Origin of the sequence: Rathayibacter sp. Leaf296 (assembly GCF_001423045.1) — a bacterium.
GTDB lineage: Bacteria > Actinomycetota > Actinomycetes > Actinomycetales > Microbacteriaceae > Rathayibacter > Rathayibacter caricis.
In genome coordinates this window covers 1348943-1366249 of the sequence record NZ_LMNR01000001.1, presented here as the reverse complement: position 1 = coordinate 1366249, position 17307 = coordinate 1348943, and the positions used below count along the sequence as shown (strand labels likewise).

Here is a 17307-nt window from a genome sequence, read left to right as displayed (position 1 = left end):
CGGATCGGCCTCCAGCCGGGTGCTAATGTGGTCAGGCACTCCTGGCCCCCATAGCTCAGGGGATAGAGCACTGCCCTCCGGAGGCAGGGGCGTAGGTTCGAATCCTACTGGGGGCACCACGTCGGAAGACTCCGGATTCACGCGGGAACGACGCGTGCCGGGCATGCTCGCCCTCTAATCTCCAGGCCCACCAGAGGTTCCGCTCGAACGTCCACGGTTGTCGAGACCGTCGGCCTGTCGCCATCCCCGCGGCGGGCGCCGATCACCGTCGGAGCTCTGCGGATGACGGCGTGCTCCGCGCGAGGGAAATGAGATCCCGGCCTCGCTCCGGAGCCGAGTCCGTTGAGGCTCGACAAGACGGCCGCCCGGTTTCGACCGGCGGCACATCTCGGCGGCATCGGGAGATCGGATCCCGTCGAGGGTCTCAGGGGTTGAGGTCGAACCGCAGCGCCTGCCTCGCGCATCGGGTCGAGCAGTACGGCTCGAGCGCTTTCGTCGCAACACCGCACTGCTCGCAGGGTCGCCGGACCAGGTAGCCGGCGATCCGAGCGAGGACAGGGCGGTCCTCGGAGATCTTCATGAGCATCGGGGCCTCACATCTTCGCGACATTCGGGTTGTCGCGTTTCGTCGTATCCTATTCCCCCCGTTGGGGGCACCAACAGGTCTCTTCTGCTTCACAACGCCGAACGGGGGGTACCGTCACTCCGCGACAGCGCTCCCACGGTGCAGCTCCTCGCGGAGCCGCCCCGAACATCCCTCGAACGGCTCTCAGGAACGCTCGTTCCTGAGAGCCGCGTCGTAGGGTGATGCCCGTGAAGATCCTTGTCGTGGAAGACGATCCGGCCATGGGCGAAGCTCTCGTGGGGGGCCTCGGTGACGCCGGCTACGAGGCGGTGCTCACCACCAACGGTGTGGACGCGCTGGTCGCGTTCAGCAACGCGGAGTTCTCTGCGGCGATCGTCGACGTGATGCTGCCCGCGATGTCGGGATTCGAGATCTGCCGCCGCATCCGCGAGCTCGGACGCTCCACGCCGATCATGCTCCTCACCGCGCGGGACGCGATCGAGGACCGCGTCTTCGGCCTCGACGCCGGAGCGGACGACTACCTCACCAAGCCGTTCGCCTTCACCGAGCTCAACGCCCGGCTGCGCGCCCTGCTGCGACGCAGCCCCTCGCTCATGTCCACCTCGATCGAGGTCGGACGCATCACGGTCGACGGCTCCAGCATCCGCCGCACCGCCGACGCCAGCCGCATCCACGTCAGCCCGAAGGAGCTCGAGCTCCTGAAGCTCCTCATCACCCCCGTCGGGTCCGTCGTCACCCGGCAGCGGATCCTCTCGGAGATCTGGGGCGGCGGTGAGATCGTCGACAACAACATCGTCGACCAGTACGTCAGCTACCTCCGCAAGAAGCTCCCGACCGACGACACCGGAGTGACCATCGTGACGGTGCGGGGCAAGGGCTACTTCCTCCGCCCGGTCGACTAGCCGTGGCAGCCCCGGCGCAGCCCGAGAGCCGACGGCCCACCGCCCTCTCCATCCGCGCGCGGATCACCATCGGGAGCGTCGCGGTCGCGTCGGTCCTGTTCGCGCTCGCGGCGCTCCTCTTCTACCAGGTCGTCTCCGGGATCGTGGAGCGCAGCGAGCGGACGATCCTCACCTCCATCGAGGACGAGATCCGACGCGACATCTCGGCCGGCAACGTGCCCCGCGCGCCGGCGACCTCGACCGGACAGCTCTACCTCGCACTGGCCCCCGACGGCTCCGTCGGCGCGACGACCATGCCGACGGCCCTCACAGACGTGGTGCTCGAGGACCTCCGGGAGACCGGAGCGGACACCACCGCTCGTTATGAGCAGCTCACCACCGGGAGCACGAGCTACCTGGCACGCGTCGCCGCGATCGACGACGACGGAGCGACGTGGTCGGTCGTGACCGCACGGGACCAGGCCGCGTCGCAGCTGGTCCTCGACGACTTCGCCCACGTGCTGGTCTACGCCGCGATCTTCCTCGTGGTCACGTTCGGGCTGGCGTCGTGGATCCTGACGGGCACCGCGCTCGCTCCGGTCCGGCGGATGCGCGCCAGGGCCGACCAGATCGCCGCCGACCCCGGCCAGGGTGATCAGCTCCCGGTCGTGGGCACCCGCGACGAGATCGACGAGCTCGCCGAGACGCTCAACGCGTTCCTGCAGAAGCAGAGCGCCTCGCTCGCGCGCGAGAAGCAGATGGTGTCGGATGCCAGCCACGAGCTGCGCACTCCCCTGGCCGCGCTGTCGGCGCAGCTCGAGATCGCGCACCACCGGGTGGACGACGCCGCGGCCGTCGACCGCGTGATCCTGGACGCGCGCAAGAGCGTGGACCGCCTGGTGCGCCTCGCCTCCGCGCTGCTGGACATCTCGCGGATCGAGAGCCGGTCGGCGCGCCCCACGTCGCCGTTCGCCGAGCTCGTCGACGAGCTGGTCTCGGCCGTCGACCGCACCCGGCTCCTCGCGGCGGAGTCCGGCGTCGAGATCGACTACGAGATCGACGAGCGCGAGCCCGCGCGCCTCTACGGAGTCGCGGCGCAGGATTTCGGGAGGGTGATCGACAACCTGGTTCGCAACGCGATCCAGGCGCTGGAGCGCGGAGGGACGGTGGTCGCCACGGTCGCCCAGAAGGACGGACGGCTGCTGCTCTCGGTCGCGGACGACGGACCGGGCATGCCGGACGGGTTCATCCCGGTCGCCTTCGACCGCTTCTCGCGGCCGGACGACTCGCGGACCCTCGCCTCGGGCGGGAGCGGTCTCGGACTCGCACTCGTGCACACGACGGTGCTGTCGGCCGGCGGGACGGTCGGGATCGCGAACCGGGAGCCGCACGGGCTCGTGGTCGAGATCGTGCTGCCGCCTGTGGGATCGGCGGCGAAGTAGGGTTCCGCGTCCAAATCGGACGGACTCGCGCAGGCTGGCGTCGAGCGCAGGAGGAGTGGGTCTCGATCCGCCCCTGCGGGGCTACTCGACCAGCAAGCGTGGGGCGCAGACTCCCTCCAGGCGCATGGAAGTTCTCGCAGGCCGTCGGCGGACGACGAACGCCCCCGGCCGGAGCCGGGGGCGTTCGAGGTGGATCAGCGCTGGTCGTCCTCGGGGCGGACGGGCACCGGGTCGCCGACGTTCGCGGGCGGCGGGGCCCAGCTGGTCTGCGGAGCCTCCTCGGTCGCGGACCGCCCGTCGAGGAGGTTCCGCCCGCGGTTCACGACCTCGGGGTCGGCCAGGACGGAGTAGCTCGTGGCGATGACCTGCATCGTCGAGGTGAAGTCGCGTCGACGGCGGTTCACCGCGTACGAGGCGAGTCCGAAGAGCATGCCGAAGCCGGCACCGAGGAGCACGGCCGCCAACAGAAACGAGATCTGCGTGGTCGGCGAGAAGATGATGAGCAGCAGCCCGAGGAAGATCCCGAACCAGGCACCCGACGCGGCTCCGGCCAGGGCGACGCGGCCCCAGGTGAGCTTGCCGGTGACGCGCTCGACGCTCTTCAGCTCGTTCCCGATGATGGCGAGCTGCTTGACCGGGAAATCGGCGCGAGCGAGGACGTCGACGGCGGCCTGCGCCTCCTGGTAGGTGTCGAAGGTCGCGAGGATCTCGCCGCGCGGGATGGTCGGGAAGACCGCCTTGCGGCCGTTGAACGGCGTCTGCTGAGTCACCCGCTCAGAATCGCACGACGGACTTGGAGGTTTCTGGAAGCGGTCGGGGAGCGGGCCGAAGGGCAGCAGGGAACGCTCGGCTCCCGTCCGGGCGCGCGGCACTAGGTTTGTAGCCGTGAGTTCCGCCAGAGTCTTCGTCGCGCGCTTGGTCGGATGCACCGTCTTCGACCCCGCCGGCGACCGCGTCGGCAAGGTCCGCGACGTGCTCCTGGTCTACCGCCAGAACGATCCGCCCCGCGTCGTCGGGCTCGTCGTCGAGATCCCCGGACGCCGCCGCGTGTTCGTCTCGATCGGCCGGGTGACGAGCATCGGCAGCGGCCAGATCATCACCACGGGGCTCATCAACGTGCGGCGCTTCGAGCAGCGCGGCGGCGAGGTCCGCGTGATCGCCGAGCTCCTGGGCCGTCGGATGACCTTCGTCGACGGCTCCGGCGACGCGGTGGTCGAGGATGTCGCCATCGAGGAGGTCGGCCCCGGCGAGTGGCAGCTCGCCCAGCTCTTCGTCCGCCGCCCGAAGACCTCCCCCTCCCCCTTCGCGAAGGGGGCCACGACGTTCGCCGGCTGGCGCGAGGTCCGCGAGACGGGTTCCGGCGAGGCGCAGTCGGCCGAGCAGTACGTCGCGAGCCTCGCCGAGCTGAAGCCGGCCGACCTGGCCAGCACGCTCCTCGACCTGCCGACCCAGCGGATGCTGGAGGTCGCGGGCGAGCTCTCGGACGACCGCCTCGCGGACGTCCTCGAGGAGATGCCCGAGAGCGAGCAGGTCGAGATCCTCGGCCAGCTCGACGACGACCGGGCCGCCGACGTGCTCGACCAGATGCAGCCCGACGACGCCGCCGACCTCATCGCCCAGCTCTCGGACGAGCGCGGCGAGGCACTGCTGGGCCTGATGGAGCCCGAGGAGGCGGACGACGTCCGCATGCTGCTGACCTACGCGCCCGAGTCGGCCGGTGGTCTGATGACGACCGAGCCGATCATCGTGTCGGCGGAGGCCACCGTGGCGGAGGGGCTCGCCCTCATCCGTCGTCACGAGTTGGCACCCGCGCTCGGCGCGGCCGTCTGCGTCACTCTGCCGCCGTACGAGCCTCCGACCGGCCGGTTCCTCGGCATGGTCCACTTCCAGCGGATGCTCCGCTACCCGCCGCACGAGCGCCTCGGCACCCTGCTGGACCAGAGCTTCGACCCGATCACTCCCGACACGTCGGCCGCCGAGGTGGCCCGCATCCTCGCGAGCTACAACCTCGTCTCGGTGCCGGTGGTCGACGAGACGCACCGCCTGGTCGGTGTCGTCACCATCGACGACGTGCTCGACTACCTCCTCCCGGACGACTGGCGCAGCCACGACGGAGACGACGAACCGCGGACACCGGTGAGCACGACCACGCGGGGCATCCCGCTGGTGCCCCCGCCCGCGAAGGCGGCGAGCGGCGGACGACGACGAGGACGGAGGGGCGCGCGTGGCTAAGGACGCGAAGCAGGATCGGCGGCTCGACGCCCCGAAGGGACTGCGCACCCGCGTGCTGCCGTTGCGCAACCGCCAGAGCAGCGATCGATTCGGGCGGCTGACCGAGTCGTTCGCGCGCGGCATGGGAACGCCCTGGTTCCTGTTCGGGATGACGATCTTCTGCGTCTTCTGGCTCGTCTTCAACACCTACGGCCCGCAGGACGCCCGCTTCGACTCGCAGGCGCTCGGCTTCACCGTGCTGACCCTCATCCTGTCCCTGCAGGCCTCGTACGCGGCGCCCCTCCTGCTGCTGGCGCAGAACCGCCAGGACGACCGCGACCGCGTGCAGATCGAGCAGGATCGCCAGCGCGCCGAGCGCAACCTGGCCGACACCGAGTACCTCGCCCGCGAGGTCGTCGCCCTGCGTCTGGCGATCCGCGACATGGCCAGCAAGGACTTCATCCGCTCCGAGCTTCGGAGTCTGGTCGAGGAGCTCGAGAAGGACCGGGCGGAGCGGGACGGCGCCGCCGAGGACGCCGCCGGGCCGCTCGACGGGGCGCGGAACGACGCGGCCCGTGCCGACCGGACCCGCGCGGACACGTTCCGCTTCGAGGAGAGCGGAGCGGAGCCGCTCGGGACCGAGCGCGGCGATGCCTGAGCCGACGCCCCTCGAGTCCGCGGTCCTCGACTCTCTCGCCCGGGTCGTCGACCCCGAGATCCGCAAGCCCATCACGGAGCTCGACATGGTCGAGTCGGTGGTCGCGGCCGCGGACGGCACCGTCGACGTGGCGATCCGCCTCACGATCGTCGGCTGCCCCGCCGCCTCCGCCATCGAGCGCGACGTCACCGAGGCGGTGTCGGGCACGCCCGGTGTCACCGCCGCCCGCGTCTCGGTCGGCGTCATGACTCCCACTCAGCGCACCGCACTGACCGAGCGGCTGCGGGGCGCGAAGCGCACCATGCCCTTCGGCCCGGACTCGCTCACCCGCGTCTACGCGGTGACGAGCGGCAAGGGCGGGGTCGGCAAGTCGACGGTCACCGCGAACCTCGCGGTCGCCCTCGCGCAGCAGGGGCTCTCGGTCGGCCTGGTCGACGCCGATGTGCACGGCTTCTCGATCCCGGGACTCCTCGGGCTCATGCACGAGGGGCGCGTCGCCGGGCCCACCCGGGTGGGCGAGCTGATGCTCCCGCCCGTCGCGCACGGCGTGAAGGTCATCTCGATCGGCATGTTCCTCGAGGGCGACACCCGCGGCGCCGCCGTGTCGTGGCGCGGGCCGATGCTGCACCGCACCATCTCGCAGTTCCTCACGGACGTCTACTTCGGCGATCTCGACGTCCTGCTGCTCGATCTGCCTCCCGGCACAGGAGATGTGGCCATCTCGATCGGGCAGCTGCTGCCGCACGCCGAGGTCCTGATCGTCACGACTCCGCAGCCCGCGGCCGCGGACGTGGCCGAGCGCAGCGGCGCACTGGCTCGCCAGTCGGGCCAGCGGATCGTCGGTGTCGTCGAGAACATGGCGGGGCTGCCTCAGCCCGACGGGACCGTGCTCGACCTCTTCGGGACCGGGGGCGGCGACGAGGTCGCACGACGCCTCAGCGCGTCCGGGGACGAGGTGCAGGTGCTCGCCTCCCTGCCGATCAGCGTCGCGCTGCGCTCCGGTGGTGACGACGGCGTCCCCGTCGTCATCGGATCGCCGGACGACCCGGCTGCACGGGCGATCACCGCTCTCGCTCGGACACTCGCGGCGCGACCGCGCGGTCTGACCGGCCGGCGACTGCCGATGAGCGTGAGCTGAACGATCCCGCCGTCGATCCGTGCTGCCGAGGATCTCGGCGCCGGGCTGCTCGAGAGCTCTGCCGAGCGCGTCAGGTGGCTTCGGAGTCGATCGGAGGAGGGGCGACGGCCGAGAGGCGGCCCTCGCCGGCCGAGCGCTTCATCGTCGTGTAATAGCTGTCCACCGTCGACGTGGACCGGCCGCCCGTCGTGACGGGCGCCGCGACGGCGGTCGGCGGCTTGACGGTGGGGACGGGATCGTCCTCGAGCAGCGCGTCGCGGATGATCCGACGCGGGTCGTACTGGCGCGGATCGAGCTTCCGCCAATCGACCTCGTTGAACTCCTCGCCCATCTCGTCCTTGACCCGTTCGCGCGCCTGAGTGGCGAATCCGCGCACCTTGCGCACGAGCTGACCCAGCTGCGCGGCGTAATGCGGGAGGCGGTCGGGGCCCAGCACGAAGACGGCGATCACTCCGATGATGAGGAGCTTGTCGAACGTCAAACCGAACACGAGACAAGAGTAACCCGCCGCGCCTGCGGCACCGACCCCGCGCGCCACCGTAGCCTTGCCTCGCGCGGACGCGATCCGTCCGCCGCATCGACCAGAGGAGCCCGACCGTGTCCGACAAGGATGCCAACTGGAAGTACGCCGAGGACGCGGTCGTCGAGCCCGAGGCGATCGCCTCCGCCCGCCGGCTCTCGGTCGAGCTGGGCATCGACGCGGTCGCGCCGTCCATCGGAGCGCAGTCCTCGCTCATCGCGGCCGCCGCGCGCGCCTCGCAGATCATCGAGATCGGCACCGGCACCGGAGTGAGCGGTCTGTGGCTCCTCGACGGCGCCCCGGAGGCGATGCTGACGACGATCGACTCCGAGGCGGTGCACCAGCAGCACGCGCGCGCGCAGTTCCACGAGGCCGGCGTCTCGCCGAACCGCCTCCGCCTCATCCCGGGGCGGGCCCTCGAGGTGCTGCCGCGGATGAACGAGAACTCGTACGACATCGTCTTCGTCGACGGCGACCCCCTCCAAGTGATCGAGAACGTCGAGCACGCGCTGCGGCTGGTCCGCCCGGGCGGCACCGTCCTGATCCCCCACGCGCTCTGGCGCGGCCGGGTGTCCAACCCGGCTCAGCGCGACGAGATCGCCTCGGCGTTCCGGACCCTCGTCGCCGAGATCAGCGCGTCGCCGGCGGTGGTGAGCATCCTCTCCCCCATCGGGGACGGACTGCTGCAGGCGAACAAGCGCCGGGCCTGAGCATCGGACGAGCCGGTTCCGGCTCCTGAACGAGGGAACGCCCGCCGCACGGTGTGCGACGGGCGTTCTCGACGAAGCCGGTGGATCCCCGTCAGGCGGGGGTCACCACCGATGCGAGAGCATCGTGCAGCTCTTTCGCCTCTGCATCGTTGACCGAGACGACGAGTCGTCCGCCTCCTTCGAGCGGAACGCGCACGACGATGAGTCGACCCTCCTTAACAGCCTCCATCGGTCCGTCTCCGGTCCTGGGCTTCATGGCCGCCATAGAGTTCCCCTTTCGTGACGTATCCCCCTATTATCGTGCATCCGCGGATTCCGAGAAATCGCGCTCTCCGGCGTGCCCGCGCGGGGTCGATCACGGGGGCGTCCAGTCGTAGCCGTCGACGGCCCAGCAGGCCGAGATCCAGAGGATCTGCCCGCCGATCCCGAGCAGCACCAGCACGACCCGGAAGAGCGGCGAGCGGGGCACGGCCAGCGCTCCGACGAGCGGGAACAGCGGGCCGAGCAGTCGGAACGTGCTCGACTGGGGGAAGAAGAACGCGAAGAGGTAGACGGCGTATCCGGCGATCCACGCACGGCTGAACAGGTCGAGCCTGCGCGTCCACGGCGCGGCCATGATCCCCACGAAGGCGACGACCAGCAGCACCACGAGCACGATCCCGACCGCGGGCGACTCGAACCACCACTGCCCCCACCAGGCGCCGCCCTGGAACCAGGAGGTGAACGGGAGCAGCTCCTGGTAGCCGATGTACGACGAGCGCCACGCCAGCTCGGTGTCGGTGTACGCGGTCATCGAGCCGGTGACGATCCATGCCGCGGCGGGCCAGAGGAAGCCGACCACGAGTCCCCACACGGTCAGCGCCACCGTGGGCAGCCACTCCGCGCGCTCGAAGGGCTCGCGGGAGCGGCGGAGGACGCGGACGAGGACGTAGAGCCCCATCGCCGCGGCGAACGCGAGACCGCTGGGCCGGGTGAGTCCCAGCAGCAGGACGACCGGGAACACGAGCGCGAAGCGGCGGCGGACGAGCAGGAGGAGCACGATCGCGGTCAGCATCATGGCCGCCGACTCGGCGTACGCCAGCTGCAGCAGGGGCGAGGTCGGCGCCACGCAGAAGAGGAGCACGGCGATGAGCGACTGGCTCTCGCTCAGAGAGTTGCGCAGGAGTCGGTACAGGACCAGGCACGCGACGGCTCCGCAGATCACCGAGACGGTGACCGCGGCACTCCCCCAGCCCAGACCCGTGACAAGCATGAGCAGTCGCACCACGGCCGGGTAGAGCGGCATGAACGCCCAGGCGTTCTCTCCGATCTCGCCCTCCGCGGTGACGGGCAGCTCGGAGGGGTAGCCGGCCGTCGCGATGATCTCGTACCAGCGCCCGTCCCAGAGGCTGGCGAACGCGGAGTAGGAGGGCGACGGGCCGGTCCAGGCGTTCGCGGCCTGGTTCGCGGCGAACTGCAGGAGGATCGTCGTGGTGACGAGACGGGTCAGCGCGAAGACGCCCAGGACCCGCGCCCACCAGGGCACGAGGCGGAGGAGGGCCCGTCGGCGGGTGCTCAGCACCGGGGCGACGGCGCTCACGCGGGGGTGCTCAACCAGCGACGCAGGCCCTCGGCGCACGCCGTGATCTCGTGCACGGCGACGCGCTCGTCGTCGGCGTGCGCCTTCAGCGGATCGCCCGGTCCGTAGTTCACCGCGGGGACGCCGAGCGCCGAGAAGCGCGCGACGTCGGTCCAGCCGTACTTCGGCGTGGCCTCGGCGTCGACCGCGGCGAGGAAGGCCCGGGCGAGCGGAGCGTCGAGGCCGGGACGCGCTCCCTCCGCGAGGTCGACCACCTCGACCTCGAAGCCGTCGAAGAGCTCGCGGAGGTGCTGGACGGCCTCCGCCCCGGTGCGGCTCGGGGCGAACCGGTAGTTGACGTGCACCGTGCAGAGGTCGGGGATCACGTTGCCGGCCACGCCTCCGGAGATGCGGACCGCATTGACGCCCTCGCGGTAGAGCAGGCCGTCGACCTCGACGACGCGCGGTTCGTAGGCGGCGAGGCGCTCGAGGATCGGCGCGGCGGCGTGGATCGCGTTCTCGCCGACCCAGCTGCGCGCCGAGTGCGCCCGCCGCCCTCGCGTGACGACGTCGACGCGGAGCGTGCCGTTGCAGCCTCCCTCGACCTCGCTGCTCGTGGGCTCGCCGAGGACGGCGAAGTCGGCGGTGAAGAGATCCGGGCGGTTGCGGGAGAGGCGGCCGAGCCCGTTGAGGTCGGACGCGACCTCCTCGTTGTCGTACCACATCCAGGTGATGTCGACGGCGGGCTCGGTCAGCTCGGCCGCGAGCACCAGCTGGACCGCGACTCCGGCCTTCATGTCGACGGTTCCGCGACCGACCAGGTGGTCGACTCCGTCGATCGTCTCGTCGACGACGGGCAGGTTGTCGTTGATCGGGACGGTGTCGAGGTGGCCCGCGATGACGACCCGCTGAGCCCGGCCGAGCAGGGTCCGCGCGACGACGGTGTCGCCGTCGCGCACGACCTCGAGGTGCGCGAAGTCGGACAGGGCGGACTCGATGGCGTCGGCCAGTGCCGACTCCGACCCGGAGACCGACGGGATGTCGCACAGCACCCGGGTCAGCGCGATCGGATCGGAGCGCAGATCCAGGGGCGCGACGGGCGGAGCGGCGGGGGTCGGAGCGGCCATGGCACCCAGGGTAGCGGCCGGATGCCGCGCGCTACCCTGGGTGCCATGACCCCCGAGCACTCCTCAGACTCCTCCGTGCCCACCTCCGCCTGGGGCTACGGACTCGCCACCATCGCCTCGGACGGCACCGTCCTCGACACCTGGTTCCCGGAGCCGCGCCTGGGCACGATCCCCGCCGGACGCGACCCGTGGATCGTCCCCGCGGAGTTCGAGGCGCTCGCGGGCGAGGACGCGCGGCGCGAGGTCCGGATCGACGTCGTCACGCTGCAGATCGACCTGCAGGCGCCCCCGGCCTCGACATCGGACGCCTACCTCCGTCTGCACCTGCTGTCGCACCTGCTGGTGCAGCCCAACACGATCAACCTCGACGGGATCTTCGCCCACCTGGCGAACGTCGTCTGGACGAACGCGGGCCCGGTCTCTCCGGATGCGTTCACCCGACTGCGTCCCTCGCTCCGCCGCCACGGCATCCAGGCGGCCGGGATCGACAAGTTCCCGCGGCTGACCGACTACGTCACTCCGGCGAAGGTTCGGATCGCCGACACGTCGCGCGTGCGCCTCGGAGCGCACCTCGCTCCCGGCACGACCGTGATGCACGAGGGCTTCGTGAACTTCAACGCCGGGACCCTCGGCAGCTCGATGGTCGAGGGGCGCGTCTCGCAGGGCGTCGTGGTCGGCGACGGCTCGGACATCGGCGGCGGCGCCTCGATCATGGGCACACTCTCGGGCGGAGGGACGCAGCGCGTGTCGATCGGGGCGCGCGCTCTGCTCGGTGCGAACTCGGGGATCGGGATCTCGATCGGGGACGACTCGGTCGTCGAGGCGGGGCTCTACGTGACCGCGGGGACGAAGGTCGTCGTCGTGGGCGGGGCGCCGCGCGCCGACGGGCGTCCGCAGACGGTGAAGGCCGTCGAGCTGTCGGGGGTGCCGAATCTGCTGTTCCGCCGCAACTCGCTCACGGGCGCCGTCGAGGTGCTCCCCCGCACCGGTGCGGGGATCGAGCTCAACACGGCGCTGCACGCCTGAGGGCGGGCTGCGGGGTCTCGACACGCCCGCTCGCGGGCTACTCGACCAGCGAGGGGGCGAACGGACGATGCCGCCTCCGCGGGTGCGGAGACGGCATCGGGACGGCGGGTCAGCTGCCGGTGGGCCAGTGGCGCTCGGGGGCGCCCATGTAGAGCTGCTGAGGGCGGCCGATCTTGGTCTGCTTGTCGATGTTCATCTCGCGCCAGTGCGCGATCCAGCCGGGCAGGCGCCCGATCGCGAAGAGCACAGTGAACATCCGCGTCGGGAAGCCCATCGCCTTGTAGATGACGCCGGTGTAGAAGTCGACGTTCGGGTAGAGGCGGCGCTCCTTGAAGTAGTCGTCCTCGAGCGCGAGGGCCTCGAGCTCCATCGCGATGTCGAGCAGGGGATCCTTCACTCCGAGCGCCTGCAGCACCTCGGAGGCGCTCTCCTTGACGAGCTTGGCGCGCGGGTCGTAGTTCTTGTACACCCGGTGGCCGAAGCCCATCAGGCGCACGCCCTCCTCCTTGTTCTTCACCCGCTCGACGAAGGTCTGGACGCTCTCGCCCGACTCGCGGATGCGGCCGAGCATCGTCAGGACCGCCTCGTTCGCGCCGCCGTGCAGCGGGCCGAAGAGCGCGTTGATGCCGGCGGAGACGGAGGCGTAGAGGTTGGCCTCGGTCGAGCCGACCAGGCGCACGGTCGACGTGGAGGCGTTCTGCTCGTGGTCCTCGTGCAGGATCAGCAGGCGGTCGAGGGCCTTGGAGAGCACCGGGTCGACGTCGTACTTCTCGGCCATGGTGCCGAAGTTGAGGCGGAGGAAGTTGTCGACGAAGCTCAGCGAGTTGTCGGGGTAGAGGAACGCCTGCCCGATGCTCTTCTTGTGCGCGTACGCCGCCATGACGGGCAGCTTCGCGAGCAGGCGGATCGTGGTGAGCTCGACCGCCTCCGGATCCTTCGGGTTCGAGCTGTCCTCGTAGTAGGTCGAGAGCGCCGAGACGCCGGCTGAGAGCACCGACATGGGGTGGGCGCTGTGCGGGAGCGCGTCGAAGAAGCGCTTGAGATCCTCGTGGAGCAGCGTGTGACGGCGGATGCGCTCGTCGAAGCCGGCGAGCTCGTCGGCGGTGGGGAGCTCGCCGTAGATGAGGAGCCACGCGACCTCGAGGTACGTCGCGTTCGTCGCGACCTCCTCGATCGGGTACCCGCGGTAGCGCAGGACGCCCTTGTCGCCGTCGATGTAGGTGATCTGCGACTTGGTCGCCGCGGTGTTCACGAAGCCGTAGTCGAGCGACATGAAGCCGGTCTGCTTCGTCAGCGTCGAGAAGTCGATGCTCGAGGCGCCGTCGACGCTGCGGAGGATCGGGAACTCGGCGGTGCGATCGCCGAAGGTGAGCGTGACCTTCCGGGGCTCGGCCTCGGCCTCGGCCGCCGCCGGCGCGCTCTCCGTGGCGGGCTCCGGTGCCTCCACCGTCGCGGTTCCGTCGCTCTGCGTGCCGGATTCGGTCACAACGCCTCCCAGGTCGTCACGGTCGCTCCCGGCAGCGCGCTCGCACGGAGCGGGCGGCGCCGGGTGTGTGGGCGGTGCAGTCGGCGCCGTTGTGTGGCGACATCGACCGAACCTCCTACAGCCTAAGGGCACAGCAGAGGACCTGCTGCACCGGCCAGTGGTCCCCGGCGCGGGTTGTGGGAGAGCGACAGAAGCGGTCAGCGGCCGCCGCTAGGAGAGGCCCGCGGACAGTCGGGACGCGGCCGCGTCGATCCGCTCGTCGGTCGCAGTCAGCGACAGGCGCACGTGCTCGGTGAAGTGGTCGCCGTAGAAGACCCCGGGGCCGGCGAGCACGCCGATCCGCGCGAGCCGATCGATCGACTCCCACGCGGGCCGCCCCTCGGTGGCCCAGAGGTACAGGCCCGCCTCGCTTCGGTCGATGCGGAAGCCGGCGGATTCGAGGGCGGGGCGCAGCCGGTCGCGGCGCGCTCGGTAGCGCTCCTTCTGCTCCGCCACGTGCGCGTCGTCGCCCAGGGCCGTGATCATCGCCTCCTGGAGCGGGCCCGGCACGATCATGCCGGCGTGCTTGCGGACGGTCACGAGGCGCGCGATGAGGGAGGGGTCTCCCGCGACGAACGCGGCACGGTAGCCGGCGAGGTTCGACTGCTTGCTGAGCGAGTAGACGCCCAGGACGCCCTCGCGGCTCGCTCCGACCACGCGGGGATCGAGGATGCTCGGGATCGGCTCGTCGGCCCAGCGGCCCTCCCAGCCGAGCTCGGCGTAGCACTCGTCACCGGCGATGACGGCGCCCAGCTCGCGGGCCCGCTGCACCGCCCGCGTGAGCGCCGGAACATCGAGGACGGCGCCGTCGGGGTTGCCCGGCGAGTTCAGCCAGACGAGGCGGGTGGAGTCCGGCCACTCGGCCGGATCGTCCGAGGCGAGCACGGAGGCGCCTGCGATCGCCGCGCCCATCGCGTAGGTCGGGTAGGCGGCGCGGGGGTGGACTACCACGTCGCCCTCGCCGAGACCGAGCAGGAAGGGGAGCCAGGCGACGAGCTCCTTCGACCCGATGGTGGGCAGGACCTCGTCGACGCCGATGCCCGGGACTCCGCGGCGGCGGGCGAACCAGGCGGCGATCGCCTCGCGCAGGGCGGGGGTGCCGACCGTCGTTGGGTAGGAGTGCGCGTCCGTCGCCCGCGCGAGCGCCTCGCGGATGAGGGCGGGCGTGGGATCGACGGGAGAGCCGATCGAGAGGTCGACGATGCCGTCGGGATGCGAGGACGCGAGCGCCGTCGCGGGACCCATCAGGTCCCAGGGGTAGTCGGGCAGGGCTCCGAGCGCCACCGGAGGGCCGCTCAGTGGCCCTGGGGCGGCAGCACCGCGATGACCGGGTGGTCCTTCGCGATCACGCCGACCTTGGCGGCTCCGCCCGGGGAGCCGATCTCGTCGAAGAACTCGACGTTCGCCTTGTAGTAGTCGGACCACTCCTCGGGGAGGTCGTCCTCGTAGTAGATCGCCTCGACGGGGCAGACCGGCTCGCAGGCACCGCAGTCGACGCACTCGTCGGGGTGGATGTAGAGCGAGCGCTCGCCTTCGTAGATGCAGTCGACCGGGCATTCGTCGATGCAGGCGCGGTCTTTGACATCGACGCACGGAAGTGCGATCACGTAGGTCACGGTCGTGGCGTCCCTTCGAACAGAGGCTTCTATCGTACGCGGAGCGACGGGGCGTCGAGTCCCGCCGGCTCCGTCGCGCGTGCGGGGACCGGCGGCGCCGTCGGGCGCAGGCGAGGCCAGGCGATCACGACCAGCGCGATCAGGCCGGGGGCGAAGGTCCAGACGACGCCGAGGCCGTTCGCGGGCACGAGGACGGATCCTCCCGCACTCCGCAGCGCCAGCAGGCCGATCACTCCGAGGAGTCCCATCGCCGCGCAGAACGCGACGAAGCGGTCGATCATCACGAGACGGAGGCCCAGGAGCAGGAGGAGCACCGCGGCGAGCGACGCCGCCAGCCCGAGCGGCAGGACGGCGTCGCCGACGACGACCGTGCTCTGGTGGGCGATGGTGGTGATCGCTCCGACGACGGCGCCGACGAGCACCGAGAGCACGCCCGAGACGACGCGGGAACGGAGGTCGGGCCGTTCCTCCGGAACGGGCGTGTGAGGCGACGCGGCGAGGGCGGGCGTCGGACGGAAGCGCTCCACGCGGCCGACGGGGAAGGCCGGGCCGCTGGAGAGCCGGGCCGACTCGCCCTCCACCACGATCTGCGTGGCGTGCGCCTGCAGTGCGGCGCGCTTGCGGGCGTAGTCCTCGTCGCCGAGCTCGATGACGACGTCGCCGTCCTCGGGAGGCGTCCCCTCGGGCAGGACCGCGAGGTAGCGGATCCCGAGCAGTTCGGCGGCTCGGCGCGCGACGCTCGCCGCACGCACGTGATCGGGGTGGCCGTAGCCGCCCCCCGCGTCGTAGGACAGCACGACGCCCGCGCGGGTCTGCTGGAGGACGGCGACGAGATCGGCGATCTCCTCCTCCTCGGGAGCGGCCGTGAAGGCTGCGGGATGCACGGGCTCGAGCGGGACCGGCGCGCGGCCGGGGCCCCACTGCATGCCGGAGTCGCGGTAGACACGCGGAGCGGCGCCCCGCGCGCGGGCGTTCTCGGCTCCGAGGAAGCGGTGATCCGCGACTCCGAGGGCCGTCAGCGCCACGACGAGCTCGGTCGTGCGGTGCGAGGCGAGCTCGTCGGAGCCCTCGAGCGCCGCGAGGTCCTCGGGGATCACCTCGCCGCACTCGCCGCGCGTGGCGGTGACGACGGTGACCGCCGCGCCCTGCGCGACGAGGCGGGCGAGGGTGCCGCCCATGGTCAGGGTCTCGTCGTCGGGGTGCGCGTGGACCGCGACGACCCTCTCGTGCACTCCAGCTGGGCTCGCGTCCACACTCCACCTTCCGTCCGGCACGCGGATGCGCACCCGGCGCGCTTCTGGACAGGCGCTCGGGCGGCGCACTACAGTCGACTCCGGTAAGGCAAGGCTTACCGAAGGATGGGCCCGGGGCGGGGGTCGTCCCACCCCTCCCGCGATCGACCGAGAGAACACGCGTGCTCGCAAATTACCTCATCGGCCTCCGCGAAGGCCTCGAAGCCGGCCTCGTGGTCGGCATCCTCGTCGCGTACCTGACGAAGCTCGGGCGCCGCGACGTGCTGCCGCGACTGTGGACCGGCATGGCCGCGGCCGTCGCGATCTCGCTCGTGATCGGGGCGATCCTGACCTGGGGCCCCTACGGGCTGTCGTTCCAGGCGCAGGAGCTGCTCGGCGGCGGACTGTCGATCCTCGCGGTCGGCCTCGTCACCTGGATGATCTTCTGGATGGGCGCGAACGCCCGGAGCCTCAAGGGCGAGTTGGAGTCGCGGCTCGACGCCGCCGTCGGCGGATCCGCCCTCGGGATCGTCGTGCTCGGCTTCGTGAGCGTCGGCCGCGAGGGGATCGAGACCGCCCTGTTCGTCTGGGCCAGCGTCTCCTCGAGCAGCGCCTCCTCCGGGGCGGAGGCCTGGACCGGCACGATCGGCGCCCTCCTGGGCATCCTCTCGGCGGTCGTCATCGCGTACCTGATCTTCCGCGGCTTCGTCCGGATCGATCTCGGCCGGTTCTTCACCTGGACGGGCGGCTTCCTGATCGTGGTCGCGGCGGGCGTGCTCTCGTACGGCGTGGGAGACCTGCAGGAGGCGTCGCTCCTGCCCGGCTGGAGCGCCCCGCTGTTCAGCCTCGGTGCGGTGCTGCCGGCACCGATCACCGCGATCCTCGGCGGGCTCTTCAACTACACGCCCGAGCCGACCGCGCTGCAGTTCACCGCGTGGCTCGCGTACCTCGTCGTCGTCGGCGCCCTCTTCGTCCGCCAGGTCCGGCTCCGCCGGCCGCGTCGGGGCAGCGCGGCCCCGGTCGCGACTCCCGCTCACACCTCCGTCTGATCCCGGCACCGCCGGCTCCACCCCCTAC

Annotated in this window: 17 protein-coding genes and 1 tRNA gene; 9 read left to right on the top strand and 9 right to left on the bottom strand. The window is 71.2% G+C overall.

Annotated elements, in window-relative coordinates; genetic code table 11:
• Nucleotides 1–44 precede the first annotated feature (44 nt).
• The 3 genes from ASF46_RS06315 (at nt 45) to ASF46_RS06305 (ending at nt 2909) form a co-directional block, all read left to right on the top strand.
• Nucleotides 45–119, top strand: a tRNA-Arg gene (locus ASF46_RS06315).
• A gap of 727 nt (nt 120–846) precedes the next feature.
• Nucleotides 847–1488, top strand: a complete 642-nt coding sequence (locus ASF46_RS06310; protein WP_157603095.1) for a response regulator transcription factor — start codon at nt 847–849, stop codon at nt 1486–1488.
• Between the two features lie 2 nt (nt 1489–1490).
• Entirely contained in the window at nt 1491–2909 is a 1419-nt protein-coding gene (locus ASF46_RS06305; protein WP_056866812.1) for a sensor histidine kinase, read from the top strand.
• 194 nt (nt 2910–3103) lie between these two features.
• On the opposite strand, the gene ASF46_RS06300 is transcribed toward ASF46_RS06305, so the two are convergent.
• Nucleotides 3104–3679: a general stress protein gene (locus ASF46_RS06300; protein ID WP_235576867.1), complete on the bottom strand. Its 576-nt coding sequence runs from the start codon at nt 3677–3679 to the stop codon at nt 3104–3106.
• 115 nt (nt 3680–3794) lie between these two features.
• On the opposite strand from ASF46_RS06300, the gene ASF46_RS06295 reads away from it, so the two are divergent.
• The 3 genes from ASF46_RS06295 to ASF46_RS06285 are packed head-to-tail and all read left to right on the top strand — an operon-like array spanning nt 3795 to nt 6916.
• Nucleotides 3795–5141: a magnesium transporter MgtE N-terminal domain-containing protein gene (locus ASF46_RS06295; RefSeq protein WP_055788538.1), complete on the top strand. Its 1347-nt coding sequence runs from the start codon at nt 3795–3797 to the stop codon at nt 5139–5141.
• A complete protein-coding gene (locus ASF46_RS06290) occupies nt 5134–5778 on the top strand; it encodes a DUF1003 domain-containing protein (RefSeq protein ID WP_082485282.1) in 645 nt (214 codons plus the stop codon). Before ASF46_RS06295 ends, ASF46_RS06290 begins: the two co-directional genes overlap by 8 nt.
• Complete coding sequence (locus ASF46_RS06285) at nt 5771–6916, top strand: Mrp/NBP35 family ATP-binding protein (protein ID WP_056866811.1); 1146 nt, start codon at nt 5771–5773, stop codon at nt 6914–6916. Before ASF46_RS06290 ends, ASF46_RS06285 begins: the two co-directional genes overlap by 8 nt.
• Before the next feature lie 70 nt (nt 6917–6986).
• On the opposite strand, the gene ASF46_RS18775 is transcribed toward ASF46_RS06285, so the two are convergent.
• Complete coding sequence (locus tag ASF46_RS18775; RefSeq protein ID WP_082485281.1) at nt 6987–7406, bottom strand: twin-arginine translocase TatA/TatE family subunit; 420 nt, start codon at nt 7404–7406, stop codon at nt 6987–6989.
• A 107-nt stretch (nt 7407–7513) separates the two neighbouring features.
• On the opposite strand from ASF46_RS18775, the gene ASF46_RS06275 reads away from it, so the two are divergent.
• The gene (locus ASF46_RS06275) at nt 7514–8146 is read left to right on the top strand and encodes an O-methyltransferase (protein WP_056866810.1); all 633 of its coding nucleotides are present in this window, start codon (nt 7514–7516) and stop codon (nt 8144–8146) included.
• 91 nt (nt 8147–8237) lie between these two features.
• Here the strand turns inward: ASF46_RS06275 and ASF46_RS18770 are convergent, their stop codons facing one another.
• From ASF46_RS18770 to dapE, 3 genes are all read right to left on the bottom strand, one after another.
• The gene (locus tag ASF46_RS18770; RefSeq protein ID WP_077221916.1) at nt 8238–8411 is read right to left on the bottom strand and encodes a DUF3117 domain-containing protein; all 174 of its coding nucleotides are present in this window, start codon (nt 8409–8411) and stop codon (nt 8238–8240) included.
• Between the two features lie 90 nt (nt 8412–8501).
• Nucleotides 8502–9725, bottom strand: coding sequence for a hypothetical protein (locus ASF46_RS06270; RefSeq protein WP_235576866.1), 1224 nt, complete (start codon nt 9723–9725; stop codon nt 8502–8504).
• A complete protein-coding gene (gene dapE, locus ASF46_RS06265) occupies nt 9722–10831 on the bottom strand; it encodes a succinyl-diaminopimelate desuccinylase (protein ID WP_056866809.1) in 1110 nt (369 codons plus the stop codon). Before dapE ends, ASF46_RS06270 begins: the two co-directional genes overlap by 4 nt.
• A gap of 45 nt (nt 10832–10876) precedes the next feature.
• Here dapE and dapD point away from each other — a divergent pair, with 45 nt between their 5' ends.
• Nucleotides 10877–11857, top strand: a complete 981-nt coding sequence (gene dapD / locus ASF46_RS06260; RefSeq protein WP_056866808.1) for a 2,3,4,5-tetrahydropyridine-2,6-dicarboxylate N-succinyltransferase — start codon at nt 10877–10879, stop codon at nt 11855–11857.
• 109 nt (nt 11858–11966) lie between these two features.
• On the opposite strand, the gene ASF46_RS06255 is transcribed toward dapD, so the two are convergent.
• The 4 genes from ASF46_RS06255 to ASF46_RS06240 form a co-directional block, all read right to left on the bottom strand.
• Nucleotides 11967–13343, bottom strand: coding sequence for a citrate synthase (locus tag ASF46_RS06255; protein ID WP_416351480.1), 1377 nt, complete (start codon nt 13341–13343; stop codon nt 11967–11969).
• 210 nt (nt 13344–13553) lie between these two features.
• Entirely contained in the window at nt 13554–14666 is a 1113-nt protein-coding gene (gene dapC, locus ASF46_RS06250; protein ID WP_056866807.1) for a succinyldiaminopimelate transaminase, read from the bottom strand.
• An 11-nt stretch (nt 14667–14677) separates the two neighbouring features.
• Nucleotides 14678–14998 carry a ferredoxin gene (fdxA, locus tag ASF46_RS06245; protein WP_056866806.1) on the bottom strand — a complete coding sequence of 107 codons (321 nt, stop codon included), beginning with the start codon at nt 14996–14998 and terminating at the stop codon, nt 14678–14680.
• A 29-nt stretch (nt 14999–15027) separates the two neighbouring features.
• The gene (locus ASF46_RS06240; RefSeq protein ID WP_056866805.1) at nt 15028–16230 is read right to left on the bottom strand and encodes a PIG-L family deacetylase; all 1203 of its coding nucleotides are present in this window, start codon (nt 16228–16230) and stop codon (nt 15028–15030) included.
• A gap of 182 nt (nt 16231–16412) precedes the next feature.
• On the opposite strand from ASF46_RS06240, the gene efeU reads away from it, so the two are divergent.
• On the top strand, nt 16413–17279 hold the full coding sequence (efeU, locus tag ASF46_RS06235; RefSeq protein WP_056866804.1) for an iron uptake transporter permease EfeU: 867 nt from the start codon (nt 16413–16415) through the stop codon (nt 17277–17279).
• Nucleotides 17280–17307 lie beyond the last annotated feature (28 nt).